The sequence below is a fragment of the Methylobacterium sp. Leaf88 genome, from assembly GCF_001422795.1.
Taxonomy (GTDB): domain Bacteria; phylum Pseudomonadota; class Alphaproteobacteria; order Rhizobiales; family Beijerinckiaceae; genus Methylobacterium.
Genome location: NZ_LMMK01000004.1, coordinates 203920 through 217104 on the forward strand (window position 1 = coordinate 203920; position 13185 = coordinate 217104).

Annotated in this window: 13 protein-coding genes; 4 read left to right on the plus strand and 9 right to left on the minus strand. The window is 73.1% G+C overall.

Annotated elements, in window-relative coordinates; genetic code table 11:
• Window positions 1–254 precede the first annotated feature (254 nt).
• Together ASF20_RS03090 and ASF20_RS03095 are read left to right on the plus strand one after the other, a co-directional pair.
• Window positions 255–638, plus strand: a complete 384-nt coding sequence (locus tag ASF20_RS03090; protein WP_056220352.1) for a calcium-binding protein — start codon at window positions 255–257, stop codon at window positions 636–638.
• A 41-nt stretch (window positions 639–679) separates the two neighbouring features.
• Complete coding sequence (locus ASF20_RS03095; RefSeq protein ID WP_056270660.1) at window positions 680–1039, plus strand: hypothetical protein; 360 nt, start codon at window positions 680–682, stop codon at window positions 1037–1039.
• Between the two features lie 93 nt (window positions 1040–1132).
• Here ASF20_RS03095 and ASF20_RS03100 read toward each other — a convergent pair whose 3' ends face one another.
• From ASF20_RS03100 to ASF20_RS03110, 3 genes are all read right to left on the minus strand, one after another.
• Window positions 1133–2659: an undecaprenyl-phosphate glucose phosphotransferase gene (locus ASF20_RS03100; protein ID WP_056220358.1), complete on the minus strand. Its 1527-nt coding sequence runs from the start codon at window positions 2657–2659 to the stop codon at window positions 1133–1135.
• 79 nt (window positions 2660–2738) lie between these two features.
• On the minus strand, window positions 2739–3887 hold the full coding sequence (locus ASF20_RS03105; RefSeq protein ID WP_244472522.1) for a glycosyltransferase: 1149 nt from the start codon (window positions 3885–3887) through the stop codon (window positions 2739–2741).
• A 299-nt stretch (window positions 3888–4186) separates the two neighbouring features.
• The gene (locus ASF20_RS03110; RefSeq protein WP_056220364.1) at window positions 4187–4759 is read right to left on the minus strand and encodes a polysaccharide biosynthesis/export family protein; all 573 of its coding nucleotides are present in this window, start codon (window positions 4757–4759) and stop codon (window positions 4187–4189) included.
• Between the two features lie 186 nt (window positions 4760–4945).
• Between ASF20_RS03110 and ASF20_RS03115 the strand changes: the two genes are divergently transcribed.
• Window positions 4946–7297, plus strand: coding sequence for an exopolysaccharide transport family protein (locus tag ASF20_RS03115; RefSeq protein ID WP_056270663.1), 2352 nt, complete (start codon window positions 4946–4948; stop codon window positions 7295–7297).
• Window positions 7298–7379: 82 nt separating this feature from the next.
• Here ASF20_RS03115 and ASF20_RS03120 read toward each other — a convergent pair whose 3' ends face one another.
• Window positions 7380–8534, minus strand: a complete 1155-nt coding sequence (locus ASF20_RS03120) for a GNAT family N-acetyltransferase (RefSeq protein WP_244472523.1) — start codon at window positions 8532–8534, stop codon at window positions 7380–7382.
• A gap of 230 nt (window positions 8535–8764) precedes the next feature.
• On the opposite strand from ASF20_RS03120, the gene ASF20_RS03125 reads away from it, so the two are divergent.
• A complete protein-coding gene (locus ASF20_RS03125; RefSeq protein WP_082501143.1) occupies window positions 8765–9874 on the plus strand; it encodes a polysaccharide deacetylase family protein in 1110 nt (369 codons plus the stop codon).
• Between the two features lie 5 nt (window positions 9875–9879).
• Here ASF20_RS03125 and ASF20_RS03130 read toward each other — a convergent pair whose 3' ends face one another.
• The 5 genes from ASF20_RS03130 to ASF20_RS03150 all read right to left on the minus strand — a co-directional run bounded on the left by ASF20_RS03130 (window position 9880) and on the right by ASF20_RS03150 (window position 12773).
• Window positions 9880–10290, minus strand: a complete 411-nt coding sequence (locus ASF20_RS03130) for a hypothetical protein (RefSeq protein WP_056220377.1) — start codon at window positions 10288–10290, stop codon at window positions 9880–9882.
• A 123-nt stretch (window positions 10291–10413) separates the two neighbouring features.
• A complete protein-coding gene (locus ASF20_RS03135) occupies window positions 10414–10632 on the minus strand; it encodes a DUF2842 domain-containing protein (protein WP_056220380.1) in 219 nt (72 codons plus the stop codon).
• 138 nt (window positions 10633–10770) lie between these two features.
• Window positions 10771–11544, minus strand: a complete 774-nt coding sequence (locus tag ASF20_RS03140) for an ABC transporter ATP-binding protein (RefSeq protein ID WP_056220383.1) — start codon at window positions 11542–11544, stop codon at window positions 10771–10773.
• Between the two features lies 1 nt (window position 11545).
• The gene (locus ASF20_RS03145; protein ID WP_056220386.1) at window positions 11546–12298 is read right to left on the minus strand and encodes an ABC transporter permease; all 753 of its coding nucleotides are present in this window, start codon (window positions 12296–12298) and stop codon (window positions 11546–11548) included.
• Window positions 12299–12443: 145 nt separating this feature from the next.
• On the minus strand, window positions 12444–12773 hold the full coding sequence (locus ASF20_RS03150; protein ID WP_056270668.1) for a hypothetical protein: 330 nt from the start codon (window positions 12771–12773) through the stop codon (window positions 12444–12446).
• Window positions 12774–13185: the final 412 nt, after the last annotated feature.

Here is a 13185-nt window from a genome sequence, read left to right on the forward strand (position 1 = left end):
GTTCGTTTTTGGTCCGTCCGAACTCACCCCTGAAACCCCACCCTGACCTCACGATCCAGCGATTTTGCCGCTTCGACCCAGGCAAGAGTTCAAAACATCCCCACAGGGGTTGCCGGATTCTCCCGATTCTTCTACCAGATGGCAAGTTGAGTCGTTGACTCGACTCGCCATGACTCGGGCCGACTCGCTCCGGTCATGTCCTTCTCAGGGAAGTACCTGAAAGTTCTTCCCGATGATCTTCGGAGTATTCAGAGATGTCGTCCCGCCTGTCCGCCGTCACCCTCATCGCCGTCCTGCTTGGCGCCGCTCCTGCCTTCGCGGCCGACGTCTCGGCCTTCGATCCGGATAAGGACGGCACCATCGACCTCGCCGAGGCGCAGGCCGCCGCCTCCAAGAAGTTCGACATGCTCGACCCCGACAAGGACGGCACCCTCGACGCCAAGGAGCTGAACGGCCTCCTGACCCCCGCCGAGCTGAAGGCCGCCGACCCGGACAGCGACGGCACCCTCGACAAGAAGGAATACCTCGCCGTGGTGGCGGCGCGCTTCAAAGCCGCAGACCCGGATGCCGAGGGGACCATCGACGCGAAGGAACTCTCGTCGCCCGCAGGCGTCTCTCTGGCGACCCTGATGAAGTAAGGCTGCCCGCGGGGCGGCCGACCCACCCGGAGAGCCCATCCATGCGGATCACCACCGTCCTGCCCGCCGCCCTCATCCTGCTCGGCGCGGCCGGACCCGCCGTCGCCTCGTCCTGCTCGGAGCAGATCGCCACGATCGAGCGCCGCCTCGACAGCGCCGGCGCCGAGCAGGTCACGGGCAAGGAGCCGCCCGGCGGCCCGACCTCCTCGCACTCGGACAAGGCCCTCGATCACGCCCCCAAGGGAAAGCCGACCGACCCGTCCACCACGGCCAGCGCCGGTGGCGTCTCCGAGGCCCGCGACCTGATCAAGAAGGCGCGTGCCCAGGACAAGGCCGGTGACATGAAGGGCTGCGAGGACACGATGACCGAGGCCAAGAAGAAGGCCGGCGCCCTGCCGTAGGCCCTCGCCGCCTCGATCCCGCGAACGGCACAAGGGCCGCCCCCTCCCGGGGGGCGGCCCTTGTCGCGTTCCGGGGGCGGCGGGCCCGTCGATTCAGTACGCGTTCCGGGTCCGGAACAGCGAGACCGGGGTCGCCAGCATGATCTTCACGTCGAACAGGATCGACCAGTTCTCGATGTAGTGCAGGTCGTGCTCGACGCGCTTCTGGATCTTGTCGCTGGTGTCGGTCTCGCCGCGCCAGCCGTTGACCTGGGCCCAGCCGGTGATGCCGGGCTTGACCTTGTGGCGGGCGAAGTAGCCGTCCACCACCTGGTCGTAGAGGGTGTTGGCGGCCTTGGCCTGGAGGGCGTGCGGCCGGGGACCGACGAGGGAGAGCTCGCCCTTGATGACGTTGAACAGCTGCGGCAGTTCGTCGAGCGAGGTCTTGCGGATGAACCGGCCCACCGGGGTCACGCGCGGGTCGTCCCGCGTGACCAGCCGGGCCGCGCCGGCATCGCTCTGGTTCACGTACATCGAGCGGAACTTGTAGACCTCGATCAGCTCGTTGTTGAAGCCGTAGCGCTTCTGCCGGAACAGCACCGGCCCGGGCGAACCGAGGCGCACCGCCAGGGCGACCGCCAGCATCACGGGCGCCAGGACCACCAGCATCGCGCAGCCGACCACCCGGTCGAAGATGCTCTTGGCGACGATGTCCCAGTCGGCCATCGGCTTGTCGAAGATGTCGAGCACCGGCACCGCGCCGAGATAGGAATAGGCCCGCGGGCGCAGGCGCAACTTCGAGGCCTGGGCCGAGAGCCGGATGTCGATCGGCAGGACCCAGAGCTTGGCCAGCATCTGCAGGATGCGGTCCTCGGCGGCGATCGGGATCGTGAAGATGATCAGGTCGAGGCGCGTGGTGCGGGCATAGGCGACGAGGTCGCTCACGGTGCCGAGCTTCGGGTAGCCGGCCACCACCGTGTCGGAGCGCATGTCGCCGCGGTCGTCGAACACGCCGACGATGCGCACGCCGGACTCCGCTTCCGCGTCGAGGGCGCGGATCAGGTCCTCGGCGACGGGGCCGCCGCCGACGATGGCGGTGCGGCGGTCGAAATGGCCGCGCTGCTTCCGGGCCGTGATGAACCGCGCCAGGGCGAGGCGGCCGGTCAGGAGGGCGGCGAGGCCGGCGACGAAGACGCTGGCCATCCAGACCCGGGAATAGTGGTCGGCGATCTTGGCGAACACCATGGCGGTGGCCGCCAGGAGGAAGGCCAGCGACCAGGCGCCCACCAGCCGCAGCGCGGAGCCGCGCAGGGTGCGGAAGGCCGCCATGCGGTAGGCCCCCACGGCCTGGAGCAGGCAGACGGCCAGGGCGGCGAGGCCGAGGGTGGCGGCGAGGTAGCGGGGCGACAGCGGCACGATCCCGGCGAGCTGCAGGCGCTGGATCACGATCCCGAGAATCGCCACGAGGGCGAACTCCGCGATCCGGACGCAGCCGGCCAGCACCACCGGCGACAGCAGCTTCGGGGCGGCCGGGCGCATCCGCGCCTCGGCGGGCGGCAGCGCCGTGGCCGCCCCCCCCTCGGACTGGGGTCCGAAGCGGCCCGCGGCATCCAGCAGGTCACGGACATCGAAGGCGCTCATGGCTGACTTCCGGGCTCGGGCACGCGTCTTGGAAACGGGGAGCGGGGTTGCGGGTCGGATCGGGACGGAAGGGCGGGCGTCACGGGGCCGTGGGCGCGACGGCGTGGCCCGCACCGGGCATCCGGGCGCGCAGGGCCGCGGCGTAGCCGGAGAGCACGTCGGAGCCCATGCGGGTCATGGAGAAGCGGGCCCGGACCGAGGCCGCCAGGGTCTCGAAGCGCTGCCGGGAGGCCTCGGGATCCTCGTCGAGGACCCGCGCGATGGCCTGGGCCAGGGCCTGCCCGTCGCGGGGCGGCACCAGGTCGGAGGCCGCGGCCCCGAAGATTTCCGGGATGCCCCCGACATTGGTGGCGACGAGGGGCTGGCAGGCGGCGGCCGCCTCCAGCACCACGTAGGGGAGGGATTCGGCGAGCGAGGGCACCACCATGAGCCGCCCCCGGGCCAGCACCGGGCGGATCGCCTGCGGCGGCTCGAAGGACACCGCCTCGCCGAGGCCCATCGCCACCACGCGGTCGGACAGGATGGCGGAATCGGGGCCGGAGCCCACCATCAGCAGCCGTAGGGGACGGCCCGCGGCGCGTAGGCGCAGGAGGGCGTCGAGGAGGAAGGGCACGCCCTTGGCGTCGCGCAACTCGCCGATATAGACGAGGTCGACCCGGTCCGCGGCGGGCACGATCGGGGCGAATTCGGCCTCGCTGATCCCGTTGTGGACGATGCGGGTGATGCGGCGCGGGTCCCCCGCATGGGCCCGGTGCCGCCCGGCGACGTACTCGCTCTCGAACAGGAACACGTCGGTGCGCAGGCCCATCAGGCGCTCGAGGCCCATGTAGAACCGATGGCGCAGGGTGCCGGGCTTGTAATTGTAGCTGCCCCCGTGGGGCGTGTAGGCGCGGATCGGCGCGGGGCCGGGCACCACGGCCAGGCGGGCGTAGACGCCGCCCTTGGCCCCGTGCCCGTGCAGGACGGTGGCCCCCACCGCCGCGGCGCGCCGGGCGATGGTGCGGAGCGCCGCGAGGTCGGAGGGATGCGGGTTGCGCCGCATCGGCAGGCGGGTGATGCCGAGGGCGAGGCTGGGCGCGAGCTCGGCCAGGGCCTGGGCGGCGCGCTCGCCGCCGGTGGAGGCGTCGCAGACGATGCCGACCTGATGGCCCGCCGAGGCCTGCAGGCGGGCGAGATCGACCACGTGGCGGAACAGGCCGCCCACGGGCGCGCGGAACACGTGCAGGATGCGCTGGGCGGGGAGGCCGCCCGAGGCGGCGCTGAGCGCCGCGCCCGGGTCGCTGGCACCGGTCGAACCGAGGGGGAACGCGTTCACGACAGCTGCTCCACGCACCGTAGCGCGAGCGGCCGGGCCGCTCGTCCGTCGCGAGACCTTGGCGCACGACCGGTGCGTGGACCGTTAAGGCGGGACCCGCGCCGCGTCGGGCGAAGGCCCGGACCAGCGGAATAGTTCTCGGTTCAGTTAGGCGAGTCCTAACCGCCGCGAGGGCATCGTCCGCATCCGGCCGCGGCCGGGACGAGGGGCTCCTAGAAGAAGCGCTCCTTGATCACGATGGTGTCACCGGGGCGCACCGGGTAAGTCATCGGCACGATGCCGGAGACGAGGCCGTCCCGGCCCTCGCGGGTGAGAACCGCGTAGTCGCGGGCGGCGCGGGGCCCGAAGCCGGCGGCGATCGCCACCGCGGTCTCCACGGCCATGCCGTTGACGTAGGGATACTGACCCGAGGTCGTGACTTCGCCGAGGATGTAGAACGGCCGGTAGGCGTCCACCTCCACGGTGACGTGGGGCTCGCGGACGAATCCGGCCGAGAGCTTGGCCTCGATGGTCCGTGCCGCCTGGCTGGTGGGCTGGCCGCCGACCTTCACGAGACCGATGAGGGGCATGGCGATGTTACCGGCCCCGTCGACCGCGTAGATGTTCGAGAGGTTGTCCTGGCCGAAGACGATGACCCGGAGGCGGTCCCCGGCGGAGAGGGTGTAGCGGGCACCGATGGAGCCGGTGCCCGTCGCATCGAGCTGATCGGTCCGGAAATCCGGGCGCAGGCAGCCGCCGAGCGCCAGGCTCGACGTGAGAGCTAAGAGGAGTGATCGCCGGTTCATCACTACTGCCGTCGTGAGGAGAATTCGAACCCAGCCCTAAGCCGATATGGTTAACGAACACTGACGTCCCGCTTCGGGGTGCAGGAAACGCGCGGTTCTTAACGTCCGGTCAACCTTAAACCGGTCTAGTCGTGGAAAGCCGGCCGCTCCGCGGTCGACGCCCTTGCCTTGCGTAAAGATCGAGCCATGCCCCGCTCTTCGCTGTTCGAGCCCACGCGCGATGCGTCCCCCGCCGGAAGCGAGGGCCTGGGGCTGTCGCAGCTCGCAGGCGTTCTGCGCCGGTCCTGGCGCTGGATCGTCATCCCGACCGCCCTGGCCACCATCGGCGCCATCGCCTTCGTGCAGGTGGTCTCGCCGCGCTACACCGGCGAGGCGAAGATCCTGCTGGAGAGCCGCGACACGCCCTACACCCGCACCGCCCAGGAGCGCGGCGAGCAGCCCCAGCCCATCGACGAGCAGGCGGTGGCGAGCCAGGTGCAGGTGGTGATGTCGCGCGATCTCGCCCGCGAGGCGATCCGCCGGCTGTCGCTCGCCGGCAATGCGGAGTTCGACCCCGGCGTCGCCGGCTTCGGCCCGCTCCAGCGCGCCCTGATGATGATCGGGCTGGCCAAGAACCCGATGGAGCGTCCGCCCGAGGAGCGGATGCTGGAGACCTACTTCGACCGCCTGACCGTCTACCCGGCCGGCAAGTCGCGCATCCTCACGGTGGAGTTCCGCTCGAAGGACCCGCACCTCGCGGCCCAGGCGGCCAATACCATCGCCGAGCTCTACATCGCCTCCCTCGACGCGGCCAAGACCGACACCGCCCGCTACGCCTCGACCTGGCTCGGCGGCAACATCGAGACCCTGCGCACCCGCGTGGCCGAGGCCGAGGCCAAGGTCGAGACCTATCGCGCGAGCCATGGCCTGATCGCCACCGGGGGGGCCGGCGGCCAGCCCCTCGGCGCCCAGCAGCTCGGCGAGCTCTCGACCCAGCTCTCCCAGGCCCGCACCGCCAAGGCCGACCTCGCCGGACGCGCCAAGCTGATCAAGGAGATGATCAAGGACGGCCGCGCCTTCGAGATCCCGGATGTCGCCAACAACGAGATCATCCGACGCACCGTCGAGCAGCGCATCACCCTGCGCAACCAGCTCGCCCTGGAATCCCGGACCCTCCTGTCCGCCCACCCGCGCATCAAGGAACTGACCGCGCAGATCTCCGACCTCGACGCCCAGATCAAGGCCACGGCCGAGCGCGTGGTCCGCACCCTGGAGAACGATGCCCGCATCGCCGAGGCCCGGGTCGAGAGCCTGAACGCCGCCGTCGACGCCCAGCGCGACGTGGTCTCGAAGGGCAATTCCAGCGAGGTCCAGCTGCGGGCCCTGGAGCGCGAGGCCAAGGCCCAGCGCGAGCAGCTCGAATCCTACCTCGCCCGCTACCGCGAGGCCTCGGCCCGCGACGCCGAGAGCGCAGCCCCGGCCGATGCCCGCGTGGTCTCGCGCGCCATCACGCCGGAGACGCCGTCCTTCCCCAAGAAGCTGCCGATCGTCCTCCTGGCGGCGGTGCTCGGCCTGCTGTTCTCCATGGGCGGCGTGATCGCCCACCATCTCCTCGGCGACCCCGACGGCCCGGGCCGCCGCCGGCGGCACGAGGCGGACTCCGAGGGGGAGGCCGAGCGCCCCGCCTATGGCCGCCAGCCCTTCGCCTTCCCCGAAGCCTCCCTCGCCCTCGCGCGGCCGGGTGCCGCCGCCACGGCGCAGGCCGGCGGCTCCGGGGCGGCCCCGCCGGTGGCCGAAGGCGCGGCCCCGACGGCCGAGGCGGCGCCTGCCCGGCCGACCCTCGCCCCGGCATGGACCGAGGCGGCCGAGGCCGCCGCGACCTCCGCCCGGACCTCCGTCCCGGCCCCCGCCGACGCGGGCGCCTACGCCCTCGACCCGCTCATCGCCCGCCTGCGCACCGGCGCGGGCCCGGCCCGGTCCGGCGCGGGCCGCGCGGTCCTGGTGATCGAGGCCGTGCCGGCCAGGCGGCTGGAGGCGGGCCTTGCCGTCAGCCTCGGCAGCAGCCTCGCGGCCGGCGCGAGCGTCGTGGTGCTCGATCTCAACGGCCCCGCCTGCGGTGCGGACGAGGTGGGCCTCACCGACCTGGTGGCGGGCGAGGCCGCCTTCCTCGACGTGATCCAGTCGATCCCCGGCTCGCGCCTGCATGCGATCCCGCGGGGCTTCGTGGACGCGGCCATCCTGGCCGAGGAGCCGCAGGCCCTGGCGATCACCCTCGACGCCCTGGCCCAGGCCTATGACTGGGTGGTGTGCCGCCTCGGCACGCCGCAGGCCCGCACCGCCCGCGAGATTCTGGCGGTGGCGGGCAGCCTCATGGATACGGCGATCGTCGCCTCGGACCGCGACCCCGAGGATGCCGACCTCCTCGACCTCTACGCCCTGGCCGAGGCCTCCGGCGCCGCCCAGATCCTGGTGGCCCAGGACCACGCCGCCGCGGCCCTGGCCCCCGAGGCGCCCGCCTTCGCCGACGAGGCGATGCCCCTGCGCCTCTCGGCCGCCTGAGCCGGCCCACCCGGGCGTCCGTCCCGCCGGCACCGCCCCCCGCATCCGCGAGGGGCGGTGCCGCGCGTCCGGCGGGACCCCGCTACTCCGCCGCCGCCCGGCGCCGGCGCAGGCGCGTCACCAGGGCCATCAGGCGCGGGTCGCGCTTGATGCGCCGCTTGAGGCGGGCGGCCGCGACGGTCCGGAGGGCGAAGGCCTGGCCGCGCAGGGTCACCGGCAGGGCGACCTCGCCCAGTTCGATGGTCTCGTCGCAGATGCTGCTCTTGTAGCGGGCCTCGCCCACGCCGAGGTCGAAGGTCCGGCGGCCCCGGGCCGTCTGGTCGCCGATGAGGTGGTGCAGCAGGATGTCGCCGGGGCTCGACCGGCTCACGGCCGGGTCGGCGTCGAAGGCGGTGAACATGCCGCTGTAGCGCTGGGCGTCGACCGCCCCGGCGAAGACCGCGAAGATGCGGCCGGTCTCGGTGGCGACGAGGGCCGTCACCTCGAGGACCGACCCGCCCGCCGGGGAGGCCGCCCGGGCGAGGAAGTCGCGCACCGCCGGATCGGCATAGGGGTCGGCGAGACCCATGGCGGCGAAGCGCGCGGCCTTCTGGGCGTAGAACGCGGCGAGAAAAGCCTCGGTCTCCTCGGGGGTCTCGGCGCGCCGGCAGGCCACGGGCCCGAAGGCCTCCACCAGCTTGCGCTCCTTGGCGCGGAGCTTCTTGCGGGCGTCGCTGCTGAAGACGCGCTTCAGCGTCGCGTCCGGATCGGGGCCGAGGATCAGCCCGTAGCCGTCGCTCGGGGCCGGCTCGGCCCGGTGATGCAGGGGATTGGCCGCGCCGTCCCAGAAGCGGGGCTGGTGCGAGAGGGCGAAGACGTCGATCCCGGCCTCCCGGCCGAGCCGGTGCAGGGCCTCGGCGAGGTCCTCCGGGGGCATCGCCGCCGCCTCGCGCGAGGCGAAGAGCGGCATGTGGTAGTTGGCGTGCTTCGCGCCCACCACCCGGGCCACGGTCGCCCCGCCCTCGCGGGCGACCACGAGGGGGAGGAGCACGCGGGGACGGCCTGCCGCATCGCGCAGGACCACGATCCGCAGGTCCGCGCCCGGCGCGGTCCGGGCGAAGGCCGCGACCCAGTCGAAGCGCTGGTAGGGCGTGGCCAGCACGGCCGGATCGGCCTCCAGGGCGCGCCACAGGGCCTCGGCGGCGGCCAGATCGTGGAAGACCTCCGCGGCGAGGCGGGGCCGCACCCGTGCCCGCATCGCTCCGGCTCCGGTCAGTTCATGGGCGAGAACGGCCATGCCATCATCCTTGCCATCATCCTGGGTGACCGGCGGATCGGGATCCGCCGGACGTCTGGGCCGACCCTGGCCCCGCAGCCCTTAACCCGGCGGTGACGCCGGGGCGCCACGCTCCCGCTGTCTGCGCGCGTGGGTAACGAAACCTTGCCGGTTGGCGTGGTCCCCTGGGGCGAGGCCGAAACGGATTCACCATGTCCGCTCCTGAGACCCCCGCGACCCAGACGTCCGCGACGCAGCCCCCTGCCGCCCCGGCGCCCCCCTTGAGCCGACGCCACCGCCTGTTCGCCGCCGGCTTCCGGGCCATCGCAGCGAGCCGGGCGGACCTTTGGCTCGGGCCGGTGGCGCGCGGGCGCGGGCTGATCCTGACCTTCCACCACGTCCGCCCCGGGCGTCCGGGGCCCTACGACCCCAACGGGCTCCTGGCCATCACCCCGGATTTCCTCGACCGGACCCTGGCGCTGGTGCGCCGGCGGGGATTCGAAATCCTCGGCCTCGACGCCCTGCCGGAGCGCCTCGCCGCGGGCGGACGCCCCTTCGTCGTGCTCACCTTCGACGACGGCTATCGCGACAATGCCGAACACGCGGCCCCGATCCTGCGGCGGCACGGGGCGCCCTGGACGCTGTTCGTCACCAGCGACTTCGCGAGCGGACAGGGGCGCCTGTGGTGGCTCGAACTGGAAGAGGCGATCCGCCGCCTGGACCGGGTCCGGGTGCCGGAGGCGGGCCTCGACCTGCCGGCCCGCGACGCCCACGAGAAATCCGCCGCCTTCGCGGCCGTCTATCGCCGGCTGCGGTCGGGCCCGGAGGCGCGGCTCCTTGCGGGTATCGCCGCCCTCTGCGCCGAGGCCGGCCTGGCGCCGGGGCGCATGGCCGGCGGGCTCTGCCTGTCCTGGTCCGAGCTGCGGGATCTCGCTCGCGACCCCCTCGTCACCTTCGGCGCCCACACGATCAGCCACCCGATGCTGGCCAAGCACGGCGAGGCCGTCGCACGCCGGGAGATCGCGGAGGGGCGGGCGCGGATCGCGGCCGAACTCGGCCGCCCGGTCACGCACCTGTCCTACCCGGTGGGCGATCCGACCTCAGCCGGCCCGCGCGATTTCACCCTCGCCCGGGACCTCGGCTTCGCCACGGCGGTCACGACCCGGCCGGGCCACCTCTTCGCCGCCCATGCGGACCACCTGCACGCGCTGCCGCGGGTCTCGGTGAACGGGCACCACCAGACGGAGGCCGCGCTCTCGGCCCTGCTCTCGGGGGTGCCGTTCCTGGCCTGGAACCGGGGCCGCCGGCTCAACGTCGCCTGAAGCCCTCAGCGCCGGCGGCGGTGTCGGCGAGAGGCGCGGCTCTCGCCGCCCGCGATGGCGAAGCTGACGCTCTGGCGGCCGTGGCGGGCATGGCGGCCGCGCCGCGTGCGATGGCCGATGGAAGCGATCGCCGCCCCCGTCGCCGCGGCGCTCGCGGCGATGCTCTGGGGGATCGCCGCCAGCGCGTTGGCGACCTCGGCCGAGGCGGCGCCGGCGGAGACGCCGCCGGCGACGTTCCTGGCGGCCGGGCCGAACAGGGCGAGGCACTGGTTGTAGGCGAGGTCGTTCTTCAGGCGCTCGCAGTCGGAGACCGAGCGGGGCGCCCCCTGCGCCTGCGCGGGACGCACCGCCAGGAGGGGGAGGGCCGACAGGATCGCGAGGCCGAGCAGAAGCGAGGGCGTGCACAGGCGTGGCATTGAGCGGGACGACGGCCTTTTAACGAATGACACGGCGCGTGTCTGGCGCCCGAGTGCGGCGAAAACCCGACGCCGGCCGCCGTTTTCTTGCCGGTCCGGAGGTTCTCCCCGGTTCCGGCACCCTCAGCCCCGATCCCCGGCGTCGTTCTTGCCCATCCAGCTGATGAGCGGCATCAGCGGGAAGATCCAGGCGATGCCCAGCAGGGCGTAGAGCACCGCCTGCACGGCCGCCGGGGTCTCGGAGATCCGGCTGTCGGCCAGCGCCATGGCCAGCGGCGCGTAGATGATGATGAAGGCCAGCATCACGATCGTGCCGATCAGCGAGCGGGTGCGGCGGCGCATCGGCCTGGTCCTCGAAGCGAACGGGTGTCTCCCAGGGGGGTAGAGCGCCGGGCGAGCGATGGCAACGGCCGGGCCCGCGACCCTTTTCGCATCCCGCCCCGGGGCTTCTTTCCAGGCTCCTGGCCGTAACCCTTCGCCTCAGAGCTCCGCCGAGCGGTTCGACAGCTCCATCCGCAATTGCCGGGCGGCCTCCTGCAGGGCGGCGTCGCGGCGGCGGCGGGGCCGGGGCACCGTCACGGGCATCTCGGCCGCCAGCCGGCCGGGGCTGCCGGCGAGCACGACGACCCGGTCGGCAAGGGTCACGGCCTCGTCGATGTCGTGGGTCACGAACAGGATGGTCTTGCCCGTCGCCGCCTGGATGCGCTGCAATTCGTCCTGAAGGCCCTCGCGGGTGAAGCTGTCGAGCGCCGAGAACGGCTCGTCCATGAGGAGCACGTCCGGGTCGACGGCCAGCGCCCGGGCGATGGCGACGCGCTGGCGCTGGCCGCCGGAGAGCTGGTGCGGCCAGCGCTGGCCGAGGTCGCCGAGGCCCACGAGGTCGAGCATCGCCTGCGCCTTGGCCAGGCGCTCGGCCTTGGACAGGCCGCTGCCCTCGAGCCCGAAGGCGACGTTGGCGACGACCCGCCGCCAGGGCAGCAGCCGCGCATCCTGGAAGACCAGGGCCATCGGCGTGCGGCAGTCGGGGCGGGCGCGGAGGCGCACGGTGCCCGAGCTCGGCTTGGCCAGGCCGATCAGCACGCGCAGGACGGTGGACTTGCCGACCCCGGATTCGCCGACGATGACGAGGAACTCGCCGCGGGCCACGTCGAGGTCGAGGTCCTCCAGGATGACGGTCCGGGTGCCGGCGCGCGCGTAGGCGAGGCTCAGGCCCGCGATGGAAATGATCGGTTCAGGCGTGATCGATTCGGGCATCTCAGGCGCGCCACCGTAGGAGCCACCCCTGGAGGGCGACGAAGGCCGTGTCGAACAGGCCGTAGAGGGCGGCCATGGTGAGCATGTAGACGACGACGATGTCGGTGGAGAGCAGGCTGGAGGCCTGCATCATCCGGGCGCCGACGCCGGGCACGCCGAAGATCTCGGCGGCCACCACCGCCATCCAGGCCTGGCCCAGCGCCGTGCGCAGGCCGACGAGGATGCCCGGTGTCGCGGCCGGGAGCAGGATCTTGGTGAGCCGGGACCAGGGCGAGCCGAAGCCGAAGGCCTGCGCCACCTCGACGAGGTCGCGGTCGACGCCGCGCACCGCCCCCTGCGTCGCGAAGAAGACGATCCAGAACACGCCGATGGCGATGATGAAGACGGCGGCCTCCGGCTGGACGCCGAACCAGATGATGGCGAACGGCACCCAGGCCAGGCCGGGAATCGGACGCAGCAGGCGCACGATCCAGGCGGTGGCGGCTTCGAACCAGCGGAACATGCCGCTGAGGAGGCCGAGGGCGATACCCGCCCCCGCGCCGACGGCGAGGCCGGTCACGTAGTGGCTCAAGCTCGACAGCACCGCCTCGCCCCAGACGCCGAGGCGCACCTCGTTCAGGAAGGCGGCCGGGATCGTACTCGGCGGCGGCAGGAAGGCCGGGTTGATCAGGCCGAGGCGCGGCATCGCTTCCCAGAACAGCAGGAAGGCGAGGAGTCCGGCCGCCGCCAGGGCGGTGGAGCGCAGGGCCATCATGGCCGGCGCCCCGGCAGGCTGCGGGCCGGACCGGAGCGGGGGCGGTGCCGCGGTAGGAGGGGTCTGGGGGTCATCGGGCTCGTGGGTTGTGAAGGCATCGCGGCGCAGCCGGCCGGAGCGGATGCGGAGGGACGGGTGAGGGCATTCAGGCCCCGCCAGCGGCGGCGTCGCGGGTCCGCGGCCTCACGACGGGGTCGGTCTCGCGGGACCGGCCGGGCGCTGGGCCGCCCTGGGCCGGGCCGGTGCAGGCGAACAGGCCGTTGGAGGCGAACAGACGGTGACGCCCCACAGGCCTCCGCAGCGCCGCGATCGCGCCGGGTGCGCCGACGCGGCCGGCGCGGCGCGCCCGCGCCAGGGCGACGTCGTCATCGTCGCGGAGGCCAGCCAAGCCCGCGACCGCGTGGTCCGCGTCGCGGAGGCGCCGTGCGAACGGGTCGCCGATGAAGCCGGCGGTGCCGGTGAGGAAGACGCGCATGGGGTCCCTGGCGGCCGTCCGAACCGGGTCGAGCCTGTCCCCGACCTACACGCAGCGCCGCGCGACCTCAAGAAAGCGGGGGGCCGCCCCCATAGGCCCGCCGCCCCGGAGGCCGTTGGGGTCCGTCATCGCTCCCGGGGGCTCCGTCGGCGATTGTCCCGGCGGGGGTTCGTCGTGCCGGAAACCCGCTTGCACCCCCCGTCATCCCGGGGCCGCGCCGCTCGGGATCCAGACACACAGGTGGTGCAGGACCATCGACGGGCGGCGACCCTGGACCCTGGATCGCACGCCGCTGCCCCTTCGGGTCCGGGCTCGCCTGCGGCGCCCCGGAATGGCGGCGCGTCCTCCCCTGCGATCACCCTGTCCACGGGGGGCCGCGTCGGACTGGATCGACCCCTGGGAACAGGGGGGG